General features: G+C 62.1%; 17 protein-coding genes. 10 read left to right on the top strand and 7 right to left on the bottom strand.

Annotation, left to right across the window (positions count from 1 at the left end; all coding sequences use genetic code 11):
- Window positions 1-96: 96 nt before the first annotated feature.
- Window positions 97-1,380 carry an acetyl-CoA C-acyltransferase gene (locus OSA81_05370; GenBank protein MDE0898428.1) on the bottom strand — a complete coding sequence of 428 codons (1,284 nt, stop codon included), beginning with the start codon at window positions 1,378-1,380 and terminating at the stop codon, window positions 97-99.
- Between the two features lie 417 nt (window positions 1,381-1,797).
- On the opposite strand from OSA81_05370, the gene OSA81_05365 reads away from it, so the two are divergent.
- From OSA81_05365 to OSA81_05355, 3 genes are all read left to right on the top strand, one after another.
- On the top strand, window positions 1,798-2,949 hold the full coding sequence (locus OSA81_05365) for a membrane dipeptidase (GenBank protein MDE0898427.1): 1,152 nt from the start codon (window positions 1,798-1,800) through the stop codon (window positions 2,947-2,949).
- Between the two features lie 71 nt (window positions 2,950-3,020).
- Window positions 3,021-3,257 carry a hypothetical protein gene (locus OSA81_05360; GenBank protein ID MDE0898426.1) on the top strand — a complete coding sequence of 79 codons (237 nt, stop codon included), beginning with the start codon at window positions 3,021-3,023 and terminating at the stop codon, window positions 3,255-3,257.
- Window positions 3,254-3,787 (top strand): adenine phosphoribosyltransferase, encoded by a 534-nt coding sequence (locus OSA81_05355; protein MDE0898425.1) that lies wholly within the window; start codon window positions 3,254-3,256, stop codon window positions 3,785-3,787. Before OSA81_05360 ends, OSA81_05355 begins: the two co-directional genes overlap by 4 nt.
- On the opposite strand, the gene OSA81_05350 is transcribed toward OSA81_05355, so the two are convergent.
- Genes OSA81_05350 through OSA81_05335 form a run of 4 tightly spaced genes read right to left on the bottom strand, consistent with a single transcriptional unit; the run spans window position 3,784 to window position 8,352 of the window.
- On the bottom strand, window positions 3,784-4,074 hold the full coding sequence (locus OSA81_05350; GenBank protein ID MDE0898424.1) for a 4a-hydroxytetrahydrobiopterin dehydratase: 291 nt from the start codon (window positions 4,072-4,074) through the stop codon (window positions 3,784-3,786). The genes OSA81_05355 and OSA81_05350 overlap by 4 nt on opposite strands.
- Window positions 4,071-6,209: a M28 family peptidase gene (locus tag OSA81_05345; GenBank protein MDE0898423.1), complete on the bottom strand. Its 2,139-nt coding sequence runs from the start codon at window positions 6,207-6,209 to the stop codon at window positions 4,071-4,073. The genes OSA81_05350 and OSA81_05345 overlap by 4 nt, the downstream gene beginning before the upstream one ends.
- A 33-nt stretch (window positions 6,210-6,242) precedes the next feature.
- Window positions 6,243-7,523, bottom strand: coding sequence for a serine hydrolase (locus OSA81_05340; protein MDE0898422.1), 1,281 nt, complete (start codon window positions 7,521-7,523; stop codon window positions 6,243-6,245).
- Window positions 7,524-7,536: 13 nt separating this feature from the next.
- The gene (locus OSA81_05335) at window positions 7,537-8,352 is read right to left on the bottom strand and encodes a TonB-dependent receptor plug domain-containing protein (protein MDE0898421.1); all 816 of its coding nucleotides are present in this window, start codon (window positions 8,350-8,352) and stop codon (window positions 7,537-7,539) included.
- Here OSA81_05335 and OSA81_05330 point away from each other — a divergent pair.
- Window positions 8,344-9,225 (top strand): sulfite exporter TauE/SafE family protein, encoded by an 882-nt coding sequence (locus OSA81_05330; GenBank protein ID MDE0898420.1) that lies wholly within the window; start codon window positions 8,344-8,346, stop codon window positions 9,223-9,225. The two genes, OSA81_05335 and OSA81_05330, sit on opposite strands and share 9 nt — an antisense overlap.
- A 9-nt stretch (window positions 9,226-9,234) precedes the next feature.
- Here OSA81_05330 and OSA81_05325 read toward each other — a convergent pair whose 3' ends face one another.
- Entirely contained in the window at window positions 9,235-9,843 is a 609-nt protein-coding gene (locus OSA81_05325) for a hypothetical protein (GenBank protein MDE0898419.1), read from the bottom strand.
- Between the two features lie 143 nt (window positions 9,844-9,986).
- Here OSA81_05325 and OSA81_05320 point away from each other — a divergent pair, with 143 nt between their 5' ends.
- The 6 genes from OSA81_05320 (at window position 9,987) to OSA81_05295 (ending at window position 16,616) form a co-directional block, all read left to right on the top strand.
- Complete coding sequence (locus tag OSA81_05320; protein MDE0898418.1) at window positions 9,987-12,602, top strand: M14 family zinc carboxypeptidase; 2,616 nt, start codon at window positions 9,987-9,989, stop codon at window positions 12,600-12,602.
- Window positions 12,599-13,099, top strand: a complete 501-nt coding sequence (locus OSA81_05315) for a GNAT family N-acetyltransferase (GenBank protein MDE0898417.1) — start codon at window positions 12,599-12,601, stop codon at window positions 13,097-13,099. The genes OSA81_05320 and OSA81_05315 overlap by 4 nt, the downstream gene beginning before the upstream one ends.
- Before the next feature lie 12 nt (window positions 13,100-13,111).
- Window positions 13,112-13,669, top strand: coding sequence for a hypothetical protein (locus OSA81_05310; protein ID MDE0898416.1), 558 nt, complete (start codon window positions 13,112-13,114; stop codon window positions 13,667-13,669).
- An 82-nt stretch (window positions 13,670-13,751) separates the two neighbouring features.
- Window positions 13,752-15,008, top strand: coding sequence for an alcohol dehydrogenase catalytic domain-containing protein (locus OSA81_05305; protein ID MDE0898415.1), 1,257 nt, complete (start codon window positions 13,752-13,754; stop codon window positions 15,006-15,008).
- Window positions 15,005-16,273, top strand: coding sequence for an FAD-dependent oxidoreductase (locus OSA81_05300; GenBank protein MDE0898414.1), 1,269 nt, complete (start codon window positions 15,005-15,007; stop codon window positions 16,271-16,273). The genes OSA81_05305 and OSA81_05300 overlap by 4 nt, the downstream gene beginning before the upstream one ends.
- Before the next feature lie 13 nt (window positions 16,274-16,286).
- Window positions 16,287-16,616: a hypothetical protein gene (locus OSA81_05295; protein MDE0898413.1), complete on the top strand. Its 330-nt coding sequence runs from the start codon at window positions 16,287-16,289 to the stop codon at window positions 16,614-16,616.
- Here OSA81_05295 and OSA81_05290 read toward each other — a convergent pair.
- The gene (locus OSA81_05290) at window positions 16,587-17,582 is read right to left on the bottom strand and encodes a nitronate monooxygenase (GenBank protein MDE0898412.1); all 996 of its coding nucleotides are present in this window, start codon (window positions 17,580-17,582) and stop codon (window positions 16,587-16,589) included. The two genes, OSA81_05295 and OSA81_05290, sit on opposite strands and share 30 nt — an antisense overlap.
- Between the last annotated feature and the right edge of the window lie 194 nt (window positions 17,583-17,776).

Here is a 17,776-nt window from a genome sequence, read left to right as displayed (position 1 = left end):
CGAGTTGCACGAACCGAGGCTGGAAAGCAGTCCCCGCACGGGCAAACAACCAGAGTCCTGCTCGTCCTTACATGATCATTGTTTGAGGGATGCGGCTTAGCGTCGCTCGACGACCATGGCGAAGCCCATACCGCCCGCAGCGCAGACCGTAATCAGCCCAAATTGAACGTCCCGGCGCGCCATCTCATTCAGAATCGTGACGGTAAGCCGTCCGCCGGTCGCCCCGAATGGATGCCCGATCGAGAGTGATCCGCCCATCACGTTGATGGCGTCCACATTCGGGTGGCCGACGGCTTCGGAGCGACCGAGCTCCTTCTGCGCGAAGGTCTTCGAAGAGAGAGCCTGAAGGTTCGAAAGAACCTGAGTGGCGAACGCTTCGTGCATCTCCATGAGGCCGATGTCGGCCATCGTGAGGCCCGCTTGATCCAGAGCGAGAGGCGCGGCGTACGCAGGGCCTTGCAGGAGCTGAGCGGCCGGGTCCAGGGCCGTCCAGGCCCAGCTTCGGACGTAACCGAGGGGCCTCAATCCCTCGCTGCGCGCCTTCTCTCCGTTCATGAGCACGACCGCTGAGGCTCCATCGGTCAGCGGCGATGCATTCCCGGCTGTTACGGAGCCATGCTTGCGGTCGAATACCGGACGCAGCCGTTCGAGCTTCTCGAGCGAGGAGTCGGACCGGATACCGTTGTCGCTAAGCACTACCTGCTCGAAGGTGGGCAGCACGTAGACCGGCGCGATCTCTGCCGTGAGGCGGCCGTCCTCCGTTCCGACTGCTGCACGCTCGTGGGAGCGGAGCGTCCAGGCGTCTTGGTCCTCACGGGTGATTCCGTTCTCCTTGGCCATCCGCTCGGCCGAGGCGCCCATGGTTTCGCCGGTGCTGGGCTCAGCGATAGCTGGCTGCACCGGGATGAGGTCACGGGGGCGGAGAGAGCGAAACGGGGCCAACCTTTGTCCGAGCGTTTCCCCTTTTGATGCGGCGACAAGTCGCTTTGACATCCGCTCACTCACGGTGATCGGAATCCGGGACAGAGATTCCGCGCCACCGGCGACAACAACGTCGGCCTGACCGAGTTCGATCATCTGGACGGCGTCCGTGATCGCCTGATTCGCCGATGTGCAGGCACGGGATACTGTGACGGCCGGGATGTCTTTCGGGAGAACGCCCAGGCCGATCTCACGGGCGATGTTCGGAGCTTGCGTGTCGTGGACGACCGTTCCGTACACGAGGTGATCGACTCGTTCGCCGCCGACTCCGCTGCGGGCCAAGGCATCGCGCACCGCGACCTTCCCCAGTTCGATCGCAGAGATGTCGGCAAAGACCGAGCCGGAGCGAGAGAAGGCAGTTCTGCAGCCCGCGAGGACGGCGGTATCGATTCGGCTCATCGGCTCAGTTCGGTTGCTCTGGATGACACACGCTCTTTCCTGGATCGCAGATCGGCGCCCGACTCGGCCCACATCTGCGCGAAGCGTTCACGGTGTTGGGGTGCTCGGTCTCCACTTCCCTGCTCGTCATACATCTCGCCGGGCCGTTCGTGCACCCTTGCCGTCGGATTCGGGCACCGCCATCGGGAGAGGCTGTGCCTGGACCGGTTCGGGACGAGCGAAGCCCCCCGCGACCAGAAGAGCTCCCACGACGGTATAACAGGTAGAGGTGCGCATTGTTGCTGCCTTGCTGAGGGTTGCCGCAGCAATCGACCGAACGGTGAGGGGATCGGCAAGCACAGGACTCGCTGGTGTCGGTCGGCTGTCGGGATAGCTTACCTCCTTGATCGGCTCGACAGGAGACAGGGTGTGAACGGCATGAATAAGATGGACCGGAAGCGTTTTCTGGCGAGTGCGGCTGCGATTGGAATTGGCGCCACTGGCCTCGAGAATCTGGAGGGTGCGGTGTCCCCCGTGTCAGGAACCGAGGCGTCGGGATCACGGCGCTTCTGGCCCGGATACGATGAGGCGATTGTCGTCGATTTTCTGGCGAGCCCCGGCTACTTCAACTATCCGCTCAATCCACCATTGAACGGAGAGATGATCCAGAACGCGGTCGGCTCGGGGATCACGGCTGTAAACCTCACGGTTAGCGGGAGTGACTTCGAGGGAACCGTCCGCAAGATCTCTGGATGGATGGATCGGATCGAACGTTTCCCCGGGGCGTTGATGCAGGTGCGCACGCGCGCACAACTGAACGAGGCGAAAGCGAGCGGGCGGCTAGGTATCGTTTTTGGGTTCCAGGACACGACCCCGTTCGAAGGCGGCCTCGACCACATCGCCACGTTCCAGGCCCTCGGAGTAAAGGTCACTCAGCTGACCTACAACGTGCGAAACCTGGTCGGTGACGGTTGTCTGGAGCCCGCGAACGGAGGCCTCACCCGATACGGGCATCAGGTGGTTGAACGCATGAACGACCTCGGCATGCTCGTCGACGTGAGTCACTGCGGTCAGCGCACGACCGCGGAAGGCATCGCGGCATCGACCGTCCCTATGGCGATCACTCACAGCGGATGTAGCGCAGTGGCGGAGCATCCACGTTCGAAGCATGACGCGGAGCTACGCGCCCTCGGGGACAACGGTGGCGTCATCGGGATCTATCTGATGCCGTTTCTCACACCAGGCCGCGTAGCCATGCTCGACGATGTGCTGAATCACATCGAGCATGCTCTCAATGTGTGTGGAGAGGATCATGTGGGGATCGGTAGTGACCTGTCGACGACACCCATCGATGATTCCGAAGATTACTGGTCTGCGCATCGGCAGTTCGTCGCCGGCCGAATTGAGCGCGGGATCGCTGCGCCCAACGAAGACCCGGACATCCTCTTCACCGTCGAGGACCTGAACTCGCCGCGGCGGATGGAGATGATCGCGGACGGTCTGGCCCGACGTGGCCACGGGGACAGGGTGGTAGAGAAGGTGATCGGAGGAAATTGGGTGCGCCTTTTTGATGAAGTTTGGCCGTCCTGATTTGAGCCCAAGTTCTAGACGGTAAGGATTTCGCTTGATCCTGAGACGGCTCTGAGTACATGTTGGCGCCCATGAACGCCGAATTCTCGACCAGCGCGACAACGGCAGACGCCGGCCGCTCTCTCAGGCTGCGTGGCGCCGACCGGGCTCGGGCAGGCGTCTGGATCGTGGAACTGAACGAGGGCGCTCGAAGCTTCTACCAAGCCGTTAGCTTCGCGTTTGACGGAGCGACCCAGCTGGATGAAGCCACCGAGGACCACCTCGTTGCTCTAGGGTACCGGACCCGGCTTGCGGACGCCGAGGTGTGAAGAACTCGATCGCATCCTACATCCGGACCGTGCCCGACTATCCGAAGCCGGGCATTCTTTTCCGGGATGTCACCGGACTACTCGAGGATGCGCGCGGACTCCGCATAGCTGTCGATCAACTCGTCCATCGGTACATCGATCAGCACGTGGACCTCGTTGCCGGAATCGAGGCCCGTGGATTCATCTTCGGAACGCCTGTCGCCTACGAGCTAGGGGTCGGCTTCATTCCGATTCGCAAAGCCGGGAAGCTGCCGGGAGCGGTAGTCGGAATCGACTACGAGCTTGAGTACGGCACCGACCGAATGGAGATGCACGTGGGCGCCATCGGACCTGGCGCCAAGGTGCTGCTCATCGACGACCTGATCGCGACTGGCGGGACAGCGTGTGCCGCACTCGAGTTGATTCGTGGCGTCGGAGGCGAAGTCGAGGAGGCGTGCTTTGTGATCGACCTCCCAGACCTTGGCGGTGCCGACCGGCTACGCTCGCTCGGCTGCCAGAGCTTCTCCCTTTGTGAATTTGCGGGGCACTAACCCGCCGCCAGATCGAACTCCCTGGCGAGCTCCACATCGAACATCGTGATGCCACCCACATCATGCGTGGAGAGATCGATGCGCACCGTCCGGTACACGTTGAACCACTCCGGATGATGATTCACTCGCTCGGCGCATAACGCGGCTGCGGTCATGAACGAGAACGCCTCGACGAAGTCGGCGAATACGTACTCCTTGTGGAGTTTTCCCTGCTCGACGGTCCATCCGGTGAGGTCGGCGGTCGCCTCTGTCAGCGTTTGTCCGGAGAGGACTTCTCTCGACGTCACGGCGCGCTGGCCGTGATCATGTTGGCCAGGTGGCTCATCTGTGAGGTGAGCCGATCGATGGCCTCTACGTACCGCGTCTCCCATTCGGGAACATCGTCCGGATCGTCCGTTTCGATCTCATACCTGAGTCCCGGCAGCATCCAGGACGCGTATCCGCTGAAGGGGTCAGGGGACACGTAGAGCGACCGGCTCCACGGACGATCCTGTAGACCGCGGTTGTCGAGCCAGGCCTTCTCGAGACGAATGAACTCGGCGTTGATCGCTTCCGCGTCCTCACTCGGAACGGAGCCAGCGGCAATGCGGTTTGTCCGAGCCATTTCGAGCTGGGTCGCGGCCTCTTCGAGTGCATTGGTCGAAGCCACCAGGCGGTCGAGATTCACATCGATACGTCGAAATTCAGCGACCTCGAACAGGGTGTTCACGTGCGTGCGGGTGTCGATGGCGTAACGCGTTACGTCGTACGGGAGCAAGTCGGCGTTGGCGAGTCGGAGTGCCAGGAGGCCGTCGGCCGTGGCGAGCATGGGCCCATAGACCCAGTCGGGGTCACCGAAGCGCTCGAACCAGGCGAAGTTGTCGTAGTTCGAGTGGTAGACGCCGCTGCGCCCACTCGATGTGAGGCCCGCCGACGGAATTCCCGCGTGCGTGTAGAAGGCGATGTGATCCGATCCGCCCCCGAGGTTCCCCATGACGGGTGTGCCGTTCTCGGCCTGCGCCGCCCACCATTCGTAGACGCTGCGCCCTTCCTTCGGGTACGGCGTGTCTCGGATCGCGTCGAGGATCGGCTGCTTCAGAGATGGTGACGAGGAAGAGCCGAAATTCGGCCCCGAAACCGCACCGTCCGCATTGATGTACGCGACGGCTCCACTCGTCAATTCCGGGAGAAACTCTTCGACCCATTCAGTGGAGCCGATTACACCGTACTCCTCGGCGTCCCAGTGTGCGATCAGGATGGAGCGTCGAGGACTGCAGCCCTCGTCAGCCAGCTCTCCAAGAGCATCCGCAAGAGCGAGGAGCATGGCGGTGCCGCCATTCGGATCGATGGCTCCGAAGCCCCAGGGGTCGTAATGCGCCCCAAGGACGATCCACTCGTCAGGGAACTCGCTACCCTCAAAGGTGCCGACGACGTTCGTTGCACGGGTGAGCGCCTTCGGCTGATTCACCCGGACCCGCACGGTTAGTTCTGATCCACCGGTCAGTCGGTATGGCATGTCTAGCCCACCCTGCCACTCGTCCTGCGCAACTTCACCCGTCATGCGAGAGAGAATTTCAGCCGCAGCGTTGTAGCCGAGTGGCAGCACCGGGATCGTGTGAAGGCCGACCTCGTCCGGGTCGAGACGCTCGACCTGCACTGGCCCGTCGATCGGGAGCGCCGGCACGAACGGCGTCAGCGGATCCCCAGTCCAGGCGAGCGTAAGCACCGAGCCACGCTGAATGATTTCACCGCTCAGCATGGGCCCCTCCGGGTACGCATCCTCTTCCACCTCAGGCGCGTCGTTGAACATGATGACACCCGCGGCACCGCGCTCCTCGGCGAACAGCACCTTGAAGCCACGGAAATTCCCACCGTAGCGAGCGATGACGATCTTGCCCTCGAGCGAGATCCCCAGCGAGTCCAGGGCCCGGTAGTCGGCGCGCGTCCCATAGTTGGCGTAGACGACCTCAGCCGTGGCATCACCGCTTCCCGAAAACGCATTCCATCCGTTCAGTAGGTCCGGGTGGCCGGAGAACCGGTCTTCTGGCAAGGCGGCTTCCCTATTGCTGAGCTGCATGGTGATCGGAGAGACAATGTGTGCCTCGACGTCATCCGTGAGCTGCGGCAAGTAGACGTCGTAGGGATGTTCGCGAACGGACATGCCTGCGGCCTTCATGGCCCGGACCAGGTAGTGGCCAACCTCGACCTGCGCAGCGGATCCAGTTGGATGCGGGGTCGCCGTGATGATCCGTAGATGCTCCCTGAAATTGTCGCCTGACGGAAGGCCGACAAATTTGGCCTCGCAGTAGGCCTGACGGGCAGCGCTGGTCGCAGTGAAGCCGACTGGCGCCGAAATCTGGACCGAGCTCTGTCCAGCAAGACTCGAGGCGAAGAAGGCTGTCGCGATCAGGGCGAGCGAATGGACTCGTGCGTGCTTGGTCATAGAAACCACGGCGTGTTCGAAGAGTTGGATCAGTCAGTGGTGCGTCGTAACGGCCTCGATGACCGCACGTTGCAGGGGTCCAACGTCGGTGTAGTTGGTGCTTTCGTCCACACCGAAATTCTGACGGTTGGTGAGCAGGACGACGGTGAGGTCCGAGTGGGGGAGGGCCGCAACGAACGTTCCCGTGAAGCCGGTATGGGCGAACGTCTCGGCAGGCGCATAGTCGGGGAGCTGCCACCCGAGGGCTTGTCCATCGACTTCCTGGGTCAGGAATTGATCTACGGTGGCCTTCTCAACCAGACGCTGCCCGTCGTGCTTCCCGCCATCGATCAACATTTGAAGGAGAGTCGAGAGCTCGCGCGCGGTAGAAAACAGGCCTGCGTGGCCAGCCACACCTTGGAACGCGTGATGTGCATTTCCGTCATTGACCTCGCCGGAGAGAGTGTATTGTCGCCAATTGTCCCAGCGGTCGGGGTCTCCCTCGATGGCGTAGCCGAAATCCGGGTCGTGGACCATGCGGCGCTCGAACGGATTCCCGTGTGATGTTGAGGCGAAATGCGACTCCCCGCGGCGCGTAGATGCGATGAAGCCGGTGTTCAAGAGGCCCATCGGTTCGAACAGCGCCCCCCCAACGTAGGCGTCCAAGCGTTCGCCGCTTTGCTCCTCCACGATGCGTCCGAGGAGCATGAAGCCCAGATCCGAGTAGTGGCGTCCTTCCCCAACCGGCCATCTCAGGGGGAGGTCCCTGATGTAGGCGTATGCTTCGTCGCGATCGGTGGCATGGTAGTACGTCGGCTGCCACTGGAAGAGTCCTGATGTGTGTGTGAGCAGGTGGCGCACAGTGATCGTCTCCCTCCCTCCACCTCGGAAATCCGGCAGGTAGTCGACCACCGGGGCGTCGACCTCGACCAGACCCTGATCGACGAGGAGCATGATGGCCATTGTAGTAGCCATGACCTTGGTCACGGAGGCGAGGTCGAAGACTGTCTCGGCCATCATCGCAGTAGGAGTGGCGACCTCGGTGACTTCGGGGGGAGGCGCGTCAGGATACTGGCCGGCGCCGAAGTCCTCGACTCTCGACCATCCGTAGGCTTTCTCGTGAAGGATGTTGCCATTCTTTGACACGAGCAGGACGGCGCCTGGGATCTGCCCCTCGCGCACCCATGACTCGACGAGCGAATCAGCGCGCTGCACTCCGGAGCCGACCGATGCCAGACCGGATGTCGCCGCGTCGTCGCCGGGGGTGCAGGCGCATAGAATTCCGATGCCTGCGAGGACGAACCCTCTAACGCGCAGGGCGCGTGGTCCGGTCATGACCGGATCGCCCCTACCGCGTCTTGGTCCAGATGACGATGACGCCACAGGGTCCACCGGAGGCGCCGCCGCTGGTGGTCATGCCGTACTCGATCGGGACCTCGGCGGGTCGCCGATAGATCTCCACCGCGTCGATCATCTCAAGCGGCGCGAGGAGCTGGATGGGCATGTCCTGTGTCATGTTCACCGACATGCGTGCGCCGTCGAGGTAGATCGTTGGCGAACAGTACTGACCCACGCCGGTCATTCGGACGGTCATACCCTCGAAGGCGTTGAGTCCACCCTGGGGGTATTCCAACAGCACGCCCGGAATTCCCATGAAGAGGTCCTCGGCTGTCCTTGCGGGGGATTTCTCAATGACGATCGGTGTGATGAAGTGTCCAAGTCCCCGCGTGACCCGTCGGACGAAGCCGTTCTTCACAAGCTGGTGCTGGAGGGCGGGACGCTGAAGCGAAACAAGAATTCCGTCGATTGGCATGGGTGCTGCGGCGATCCTGAATTCCACGTCCATCTCGCCGCTGTCGCCGAGTTCAAATACGCCTGCCGCAGTCTCCTTGAAGCCGAAGGCCGAAGCGATTAGGACGAAGGATCCGGCCCCTTGTGTCTCGACGGAGAATCGACCCCGACCGTTGGACACTGCTGATGCAATGGAGTCACCCGCCTCGGTCATCAGAATGATGAGTCCGAGAGAAATCGGCGTGCCCGACTCCACTTCCATCAATGTGCCCTCGATCGTCTGCGCGGCTGTCGGGAGCGCCACTCCTGCTGCGAGCGCGACTACCACCACCAACCTCAACAGAGCGAACGCGCGTAGTCGCGCGTGAACCATCTGCGATCCTCCGAAAATCTGGAACTGCATAAGTATTTCAATATACTCAGGCTTCTCACATACGTTACGCCACCCCTAGGGTATTACATCGATTCACTGACCCTCGTCTCAGTAGCCCAACTCGGGGCCGTCGTGTTTGTCGGGGCGGTCGTGCAGGGTGCCGCGGGTTTTGGGTTCGCGCTGCTGGCGCTTCCGTCCGTGATGTTGATTACGGATTCCGCAGACTCGGTTCCGCTCGTCATCGTCCTTACCCTTGCGATTTGCTCCGGCCTGGCCTGGAGAATGCGTGATCAGGTGATTTGGCGTATGGTGGGTCAGATGCTGCTGGGCGCTGTGATTGGATGGCCTGTTGGCCTGCTCCTGTTTACCCGAGCTGACGAGTCGCAACTACTCATCGGGGTCTCGGTGATCGTGCTGGGGTCGGCCGCCTATCTGATCCGGAGAGGGTACGCCGGTCGACCGTCCTTGGTCGACACACCCGGGCAGGGAGAGTCTGACGTCGTGTGGCGAGGGTCGACAGCAGCTGGGATCGGTGGCATTGCCGCTGCGATGACTGTCGCACTCGGGATGCCTGGGCCGCCGGTCGTGCTGTATCTGGCTGCCCTGTGCGTTCGGAAGGACGCGATGCGGGCAACGATGATGACCTTCTTTTTTCTGGTTTACGTCGGTTCGCTCGGGCTCCAGGCAGGAGTCGTGGGTGTATCGGGAGCCGTCTGGCGAGCCACCGCCTTTCTAGTGCCCGTTGCATTGGTTGGGGGCTGGGTTGGCGACTGGCTCTCCGGAAGGCTCGACCAGCATACGTTCTGGCGTTGTGCCGTCGTGTTGATCGGGCTTACGGGGCTCGCAGCACTCGGCTCTGTCTTCCTGCCGTAGCCGGGTCGCTCAGCCTCCCCAGGGTGCTGGCGGTGCGCCGATCGGCGCGGTCAGGTCGAACTCTACGCGGAAGCGACGTCCTTCTCGCCTCAGTGCGTACGCGAATATCGCACCGGGGTGTACCTCGACGGTCCAGATATTGGTGGCGGCGGTCGGAACGAGATCTGCTGTGTACGCATCTGCGTGGAAGTCCTGAGTGGTGGCGGTGCCACGACCCTCCGTATCCCCTCCATACTGCGTGACGGCGTCCTCGGTGCCGTCCTCATGTCGATGGTCATGCTTCAACCGGAGGCCTGCCGCGGTAGGAGTAATCACCCAGGTGCGAGAACGATCGTCCCCGACGAAGAAGGGGATCCGGATCTCGGCCATGTCGCACGAGCGAACGTGCATGATCAGGCGCTGACCCTCGAAGGCATCGTCCGGCGGGACACTCTCCACCACCCGGCCTTCGAAGGCTTGCCCACACAGGCCCTGCAACGTGTCCCAATACAGGAGTTGCGGGTCTGCGTCGACGGCTTCCGCCGCTGTGTCCGGCGGCGGTGTCTCGGTGCAGGCCGACATGGTCAGGACGATGGCGGGCAGAACGAGAGCGTATAGAGCAGGACGAGCGAGCCGCACGGAGAGTCTCCAGGTCGAGGGTCTGCCACAGAGTACCGACCCTGCCGGTCTGGCGCACCGCCTGTATATTGGCCCGCTCGACATCTGCGATGATGGCTCGAACGGAGTCGCGTGGCGGGCAATCTCAAAAACCGGAACAGATCATGCTTAGCACCCTCGTTCTAGCTGCGCTCCTTCAGGTACCGCCTCAGACTGAGGATCTCGTCCCAGGCACTCGTTACGATCCGGCGATCCCCACCCTCGAGCAGGTTGTGGGTCACGACTTCGGTGAGGAGATCACGAGCCCGTCTGACATCGTACGGTACTTCCAGGCCTTGTCTGAAGCCGCACCTGACCGCACCGAGCTCGTTCAGTACGCAGAAAGCTGGGAGGGCCGGCCTCTTTTCGTTTTGGTCATTGGGTCGGAGGAGAGAATGGCTGGTCTCGACGACCTGAAGGCCGAGATCGCACGGTTCTCCGCCGTGAAGGGCCTCTCGGACAGCGAAGTCGAGAATCTAATTGCAACACTACCCGTAGTGACGGCCCTCATGCATGGGGTGCACGGGAACGAGATCAGCTCAAGTGGCGCGGCGATGGCTGAGGCGTACCACCTGCTTGCCGCACAGGGTAACGACGTGGCCGACCTGATTCTTGCCGAATCACTGGTGCTGATCGATCCGGCCGAGAACCCCGACGGGCGCGCACGTTTCGTGCAGCACACGACGTCATCACGGGCAGCGTGGCCGAATCGAGAGACCTACTCAGCGGAGCACGACGAGCCGTGGCCGGGCGGGCGAGGGAATCACTACCTCTTTGACCTGAACCGCGATCTCTTCATTCAGAGCCAGCCGGAGACGCGCGGAAAGGTCGAGATTTTTCTCGAATACCGGCCAAACATCGTTGCTGACCTTCACGAGATGGGCGGGAACTCCACATACTTTTTCCCGCCAACGGCACCCCCGGAGAATCCCTGGTACGGCGATCGACAGATTGCACTGATGGACGTGTTCGGACGGGCAAACGCACAGGCGTTCGATGCGCGTGGCTTCGCGTACTTCAATCGGAACGTCTACGACCTTTTCTATCCGGGCTACGTGGACATGTGGCCCATGAATCAGGGAGCTCTGGGGATGACGTACGAACAGGCGTCCGCACGGGCGCTCGTTCTCGAAAAGAGTGACGGTGACATCCTCACCTATGGGGACGGTGTGCTGCATCACTTCACCGCTGCCATTACTACGGCGGAAACTGCCGCTCGGAATCGCGAGATGATTCTCCGGGACTATCTCGCGTACCGGAGGGACGGCATCGCGATGGGTGAGAATGGCGCTGCCGAAATCGTGATTCACTCCGCTCACGACCCCGGCATGGCTAACCGCATGGCGGACATGCTCGTGCGCAATGGAGTCGAGGTGCGTCGCTTGACTGGTCCCGTATCGGTTGGTGGACGCACGCTGTCGGCGGCGGGAACCTACATCGTGCCGATGGATCAGCCGGCGCATCAGGCCGCGCGTAACCTGCTCGATGACCACGTGCCCATGGATGAGGCCTTCATTCAACGGCAGATTGAGCGGCGGGCGCGTAGAGAGGGGGACGAAATCTACGATCTGACAGCATGGAGCCAGAGCCTGCTGTGGGATGTCGAGGTTCTCGAATCCGAGCGGGCTACCGGAGCCGCAGGGGATCTCGTGTCGGTGGGCGGCACGGCGGTGAGCGGGCAAGCGCCGGTTCTGCCGGAAGCGAGGGTCGGGTACCTGATGCCCTGGGGCACGGCGACTGTGTCGGCGGTCGTGGAAGCCATGCGCGAAGGCCTTCGGGTTCGAGCGTCTGGTGAGTCGTTTACCCTTGGCGGCCGTGAGTACGGTGTCGGCACGGCAATCCTACGAGTGGCGGAAAACAACGGTAACCTGCGGACGACGTTGGCCGGTATCGCCGCGAAGCACGGTGTCGAAGTTGTGCCGATCGACGATTCCTATGTAACGGCGGGTGCGTCCCTCGGGGCTAACAGCGTACGCGCGCTGCGCTCACCCAAAATCCTCTTGGCGTACGACGAACCCGTGTCGACCTATTCGACTGGGTGGACGCGATACATCCTAGAGCAGCGATATGGGCAGCCCGTCGTTGCCGTTCGGGCGTCGAGTCTCGGACGTGCTGATCTGGCGGAGTTCGATGTCGTGATTCTGCCGAGCGCCAACTATTCGGGATCGATCGAAAGCGGTATGGTCGATCAGCTACAGAACTGGATGTCGGACGGAGGTACGCTGATTACGATGGCGAACTCGACCGCGTGGGCGACCAGGGTCGGCCTCCTGTCCACCTCGGTGGAGCGAAGAGGCGGGCGGGCGGCGGATGACGAGGCGCCCAGTGGTGGCACGCCGGATCAGCCGATCGAGTATCTCGCCGAGATCGTGCCCGCTGACGAGCCACCGGAGAATGTGCCGGGTGCCATCCTGAAGGTGATCCTCGATCAGCGCCACTGGCTCTCGGCTGGTACGGACGGTGAGATCGGAGTCTTGGTTGTAGGGTCCCGGGTGTTCTCGCCGATGACACTGGACGATGGCACCAACGTGGGTAGGTACGGCCCCGTCGACGATCTCGTATTGAGCGGCGTGGTTTGGGAAGAGGCTCGGCCCCAACTGGCGAGTAAGGCCTTTCTCATGCATGAAAGATGGGGCAGCGGGCAGATCATTTCCTTTGCCGAAGAGCCGAACTATCGGGCGTATACAGAAGCGACCCAGTTGCTGTTCATGAACGCGGTCTTGCTTGGACCCGGGCGGTGACCCACCCCCGTGCTGACCTTCCCCTGGATGCTTGGGACACCGACGGATTTATCGACGTGACGGTTCGTCCGGTAATGCCCGGTGACGCCGACTGCTGGTCCGAATTGCGGACAGCCTTTTGGCCGGAGACGCCTGACGCGCATAGATCCGAGATCCGAGAGTATTTCGACGAGTCGCCCGGCCACTGGGTGTGTTTTGTCGCTGTGGGGCCGGACGGATCGATCGTCGGGATCGTGGAAGTCGGACTTCGTGACTACGCAGAGCGGTGCAGGACCTCACCTGTCGGATATCTTGAGGGCATCTATGTCGACCCGGAGGCCAGAACGTCTGGCGTGGGGCGCATGATGGTTGCGGTTGGCGAGCAATGGGCGCGGTCCCACGGATGCTCCGAAATGGCGAGTGACCGTGATCTCATCAATGACGTCGGTGGTTTGTTTCATGAAGCACTCGGATTCGTCGAGGCCCATCGGCAGGTTTGCTACCGGAAGGACCTGTGACGGCCTTCGTACATGAATAAGCGCGTGAGTGAGCGGCTCCAGACGGTCGCGGTCGCGCACTACGGGTTTAGGCACGAAGCTGAGTTCGCGGCCGGGTTTCTGGACGACGCTGGGATTCCGTTTCGTCTCCAGATCGACGACCCGGCAATCGGCATGAGTTCGGCGACCCTGTGGGTACGCGACATCGATGTGACCAAGGTGAGGGACATTCTCGAAGTCGAAGGAGGCGGGTCCGTCCGTCTTACGGCAAAGGCTGAATCGTCGGGTAGCAAAATGCAGAGGCGGTCCCGTCCCGTCACGGTGGTACGGGATGCCACGAAGAGCCCAGTGATGATGTTTTGGATGGGGTTTTGCTTCTGGCCTCGGCTGCGTCGGCGGGAACGAGGCCTCGCCCTTATCGCGGGAGTGGCGGCTAATGCGAGTGCCCAGCTGATGGAAGTCTCAGCAGGGTCGATGGCCCCTCGGGTCGCTGTCACGCTGACTGTGTTCTTCGGTGGGATCGCGGTTTTGGGCAGAGCCCCCCGTTTTGTGAGCTCTGTTCTTCGAGCGCTGTCTGGCGACGCCCCCTGAAGGCCGGAGTGCTAACCTTGGTGACACCCGACGCATGGTTGTTATACGGACTGACGAACTCAAAGCCTGACGGATTGAGCGAATGCGCGCAGTAACATTCAACGTGACCATCCCGAGTTACCTCGTAGGCAAGAGCCTTGGCAAGCTCACGGAAGCCGCCGTCTACGGAGGCCTCTCTGGTGTCAGGTACACAGACGTCAGCGAGCCGGAGCTCCCGGGTGACGACTGGGTGAAGCTTGATATTCTGAAAGCGGGGATCTGTGGTTCGGATATCGGAAACCTCACCCTGAAGTCGAGCCCGGCCATGGAGCCGTTCGGGTCATTTCCCGCGGTCCTGGGTCACGAGATCCTGGCTCGGGTCACCGAGGTTGGATCGGCAGTGCGTCGCGTCGAGGAGGGGCAGCGCGTCGCCGTGGACCCGGGGGTCTCGTGCGTGGTCCGCGGCTATTTGGGCGAACGGCAGTGTCCCTCATGTCAGGTCGGCCTTGCCGCGACCTGTACGCGGTCAGGGGAAGACGGCGAGACGATAATTGCCGGCGCACCGATTCAGCGGGGGATGACGATCGGATATCACGGAAGTCTGCCGGGCGGATGGGGTGAGCGAATGGTCGCTCACGAGTCTCAGCTGTTCGCGGTCGATGACCAAATGTCCGACCGGACCGCGGCCCTGATCGAGCCACTCGCCGTCGGAATGCACGCAGCGTTGCGATCCGGCCCTCTTGGAGATGGCCCAATTCTGGTGCTCGGCAGTGGCCCGATCGCGCTTGGCGTCGTGTGGTCGCTTCGGGCCACCGGCTATAAGGGAGAAATCGTCGCACAGGTACGGCGAAAGCATGAGGCCGATATGGCGCTCCGATTCGGTGCGAACTCCGTCGTGTCCCCAGGGGACGAGGCTCGAGATGCAATGATCGGCACCGGAGCACAGGCCTACATGCCAATCGTGGGAGATGAGGTATACGCCGGAGGCGGGTTCCCGTTGGTATTCGACTGCGTGGGGAGCGCTCAAACCATCAAGCAGGCGCTTCGATATGCGACGGTCCGCGGGCGGATCGTTCTGCTGGGATGCGCGGCCGAGATTCCGAAACTCGATCTTACCTTTTTGTGGGCCAACGAGTTACAGGTTCAGGGGTATCAGTGTTACGGCGACGAATCGTGGCGTGGTAAAACAGAACATACATTCCAGATTACACACGACCTGTTGCTCGAGACGGGTACGCCCGTCGAAGACATGGTGACACACGTTTTCCCTCTTGGCGAGTATCAGAACGCCTTATCGACGGCGGCAAATCGACGAAGGTCCGGAGCCGTGAAGGTGCTGTTGGACCCCGCCGAGGGGTGACCTCTCCGCGCGTAGTCGTCATCGGAGGTGGAATTGTCGGGGTGAGTTGTGCCTACTACCTCGCCAAGGGCGGCGCTCAAGTCACGCTCCTAGAGAGAGACCGCATTGGAGCGGGCGCGTCGTCAGGGAACGCGGGCACGATCGCGGCGGGTCACCCACCGCTGAACCGACCGGGTCGGATCAAGCAGGCAGTTCGGCAGATGCTCGATCCAACGAGCCCATTGTACATCCAGCCACGATGTGACCCACGGCTCTGGACCTGGCTGGCGCGCTTCGGGCGGTACTGCACTGAGGAGCACGTCGAGCACTGTATGAGCGTAATGGCTCCCCTTGGCCGGGATGCCCTCGCGGCGTTCGATGAGATTCTCACCGAGGAACGGATCGAGTGCGAGTACTCGCCGGGCGGGTACTTCGAGGTGTGTCACACGGAAGCGGGTCTGGTGGCCGCGCGCCATGAGGCTGCGACCATCGAGCGTTACGGTTATGAACCGGATGTGCTCGATGGTGACGAGATGGTTCGCCGCGAACCGGCACTCGGACCCGGCGTCGTGGGGGCGATCCACTACAAAGAGTCGGCTTCGCTGAACCCGGCCCTGTTTCTCGCGCGTTTGGCTAAGGCGGCCCAGAGCCTTGGGGTCGTCATTGAGGAAAGAACGAACGTGGTCGGCATCACGGAGGCCGGTGGGTACGTACAGGGTGTGGACTGCCAGCCAGACGACGGAAGCTTGCTGGCCTTCGTGGCGGCGGACGCTGTGGTAGCAACCACCGGCCCCTTCAGTCTGGACCTGCTCCGACGATGGAGCGGTCGACTCCCCGTGCAGCCTGGAAAGGGATACCATCGCGATGTGAAAATCGGGCCTAATGGCGCCCCGCGGCTCCAACAGGCGTGTGTGCTAGCCGAGTCATCGGTGTTCTGCACGCCGATGGATACATTCGTTCGATTTGCGGGCACCATGGAGTTCTCGGGCGAGAATGATGCTCTTCGGCCCGACCGTCTGCAGCAGCTCACGAATGCTGCGCGAGCCGCCTTCCCCAAGATGGGGATGGCTCACGCGATCTCGGAGTGGGCGGGGCTCCGCCCCGTGTCCGTTGACGGTCTGCCTATTGTAGGGCCGTTGTCTGGCGTGGAGGGCGTATACGTTGCGACCGGACATGGCATGCTAGGCCTCACGCTCGGGCCGGTGACCGGGAAACTGATCGCGGCCGATGTGCTCTCGACCGGCGAACTGCGAATTGAAGCGTTGAGCCCCCAGCGGTTCAGCTGACAATGGGTGATATATGATCGTGCGGACATGGACCGGAGTCGTAAAGCCAGGTGCAGCACTTGGCTATATCGCTTTTCTGAAGGACCACATGGTGCCGGAAATGCAGTCGGTCGCCGGCAACCTTGATATCACCATTCTCCAGGGATCAGGCGATTTGCACGATGAGTTTCTTGTGATCAGTCGTTGGATGGACCTCTCGTCTATCGTCGCGTTTACGGGCTCTGACCCTGAGGTCGCGGTCGTGCCGGAGGCAGCTCAGGCGCTACTCTTGACCTGGGATGACCGGGCGAAGCACTTCGAAGTTGCTCTTGCTCTAGCGGAAGGCGGCCAGGGCGTGATTTAGAGCGGCGTGCGCTTCTTGCGTGAAGTCCGCCACGATTTTGGCTGCCGGTCGAATGTCTGTCAGAAGACCTACGCCCTGCCCCGCATAGAGCGCGGTCGCATCCACGTCACCGGATGCGCCTAGCCTTGGGAACCCAACATCGTAGCGAGTGATGGGTCGGCCGTCAGGATAGGAACCCAGGTGCTCGCCCTCACCCGGACGCTCACCCATCGGTGGGCGTCCGGCGGCCTCCCACATGTCGACCGTCGAGTTGCGGAGAGTGCGATGAGGGGCGTCCGGCCAGCCTACATCGAAGACCGTGGAGAACACGGTGTCACCCCCGCTCGCGCCAAGCAAGCGCTGCTTGTAGTGCGCATGGGCATCGGCCTCTTCGCTAAGAAGAAAACGAGTTCCTACCCAGACACCGGACGCGCCAAGCGTGAGTGCGGCCGCCATGGCCCGGCCATCGGCGATCCCGCCGGCCGCGATGACAGGCACGGAGCCGACTGCATCTACGACGGCAGGAATCAATGCGAGATTTCCGATCTTGCTATCCAAGTGCCCGCCGGCTTCCCATCCTTGGGCAACGACCGCATCGACGCCGGCGTCGACTGCGGCCGCACCCTCGTCGGCACTTCCGACCGTGTGCAGAACCAGCGCCCCCCCTTCTTGAGCCAGCCTCGTGCATTGCGCCGGGTCGCCCCAGAAGAGGGAAATGATCCGGACTCCCTCCTCAAGGCAGATCGCTATCCTCTCCTCCTGGTCCCATTCCAAGCCGAGGTTCACGGCAAAGGGTCGGTCGGTCCGGGAGCGGACGTTGCGAATGAGGACTCGTAGTGCCGCGGGTTCCTGCCAAGTGCCGGAGATCATGCCCAGGCCCCCTGCATTCGACACTGCGGCGGCGAGCGCAGGTGTGGCGGCGGACGAAATCGGCGCCTGCACGATCGGGGTCTGGATGGAGAGCAGGTCAGTCAGAACTGTAGTCATTCTTGGCACGTGGATCCTCGTTGAGCAGTGGCCGGTCGTGGGATTACAGAGTGAGAAGCGCGTATGGCTTATCGTCACGAAGTGCGCCGGGCGTATCTTTGAATCGTCACTCGATCCGATGCTGAATCCTAATGGTGCACTTCCTCCCCCACTCTGTAGTAAGTGTCTCGACGGCCGGAGAGCTTGCCGGCGTG

It is taken from the genome of Longimicrobiales bacterium (genome assembly GCA_028823235.1).
Lineage (GTDB): Bacteria > Gemmatimonadota > Gemmatimonadetes > Longimicrobiales > Gaopeijiaceae > UBA2589.
The sequence above is the reverse complement of the archived record's forward strand: the minus strand, read 5'-3'. Positions and strand labels throughout refer to the sequence as shown.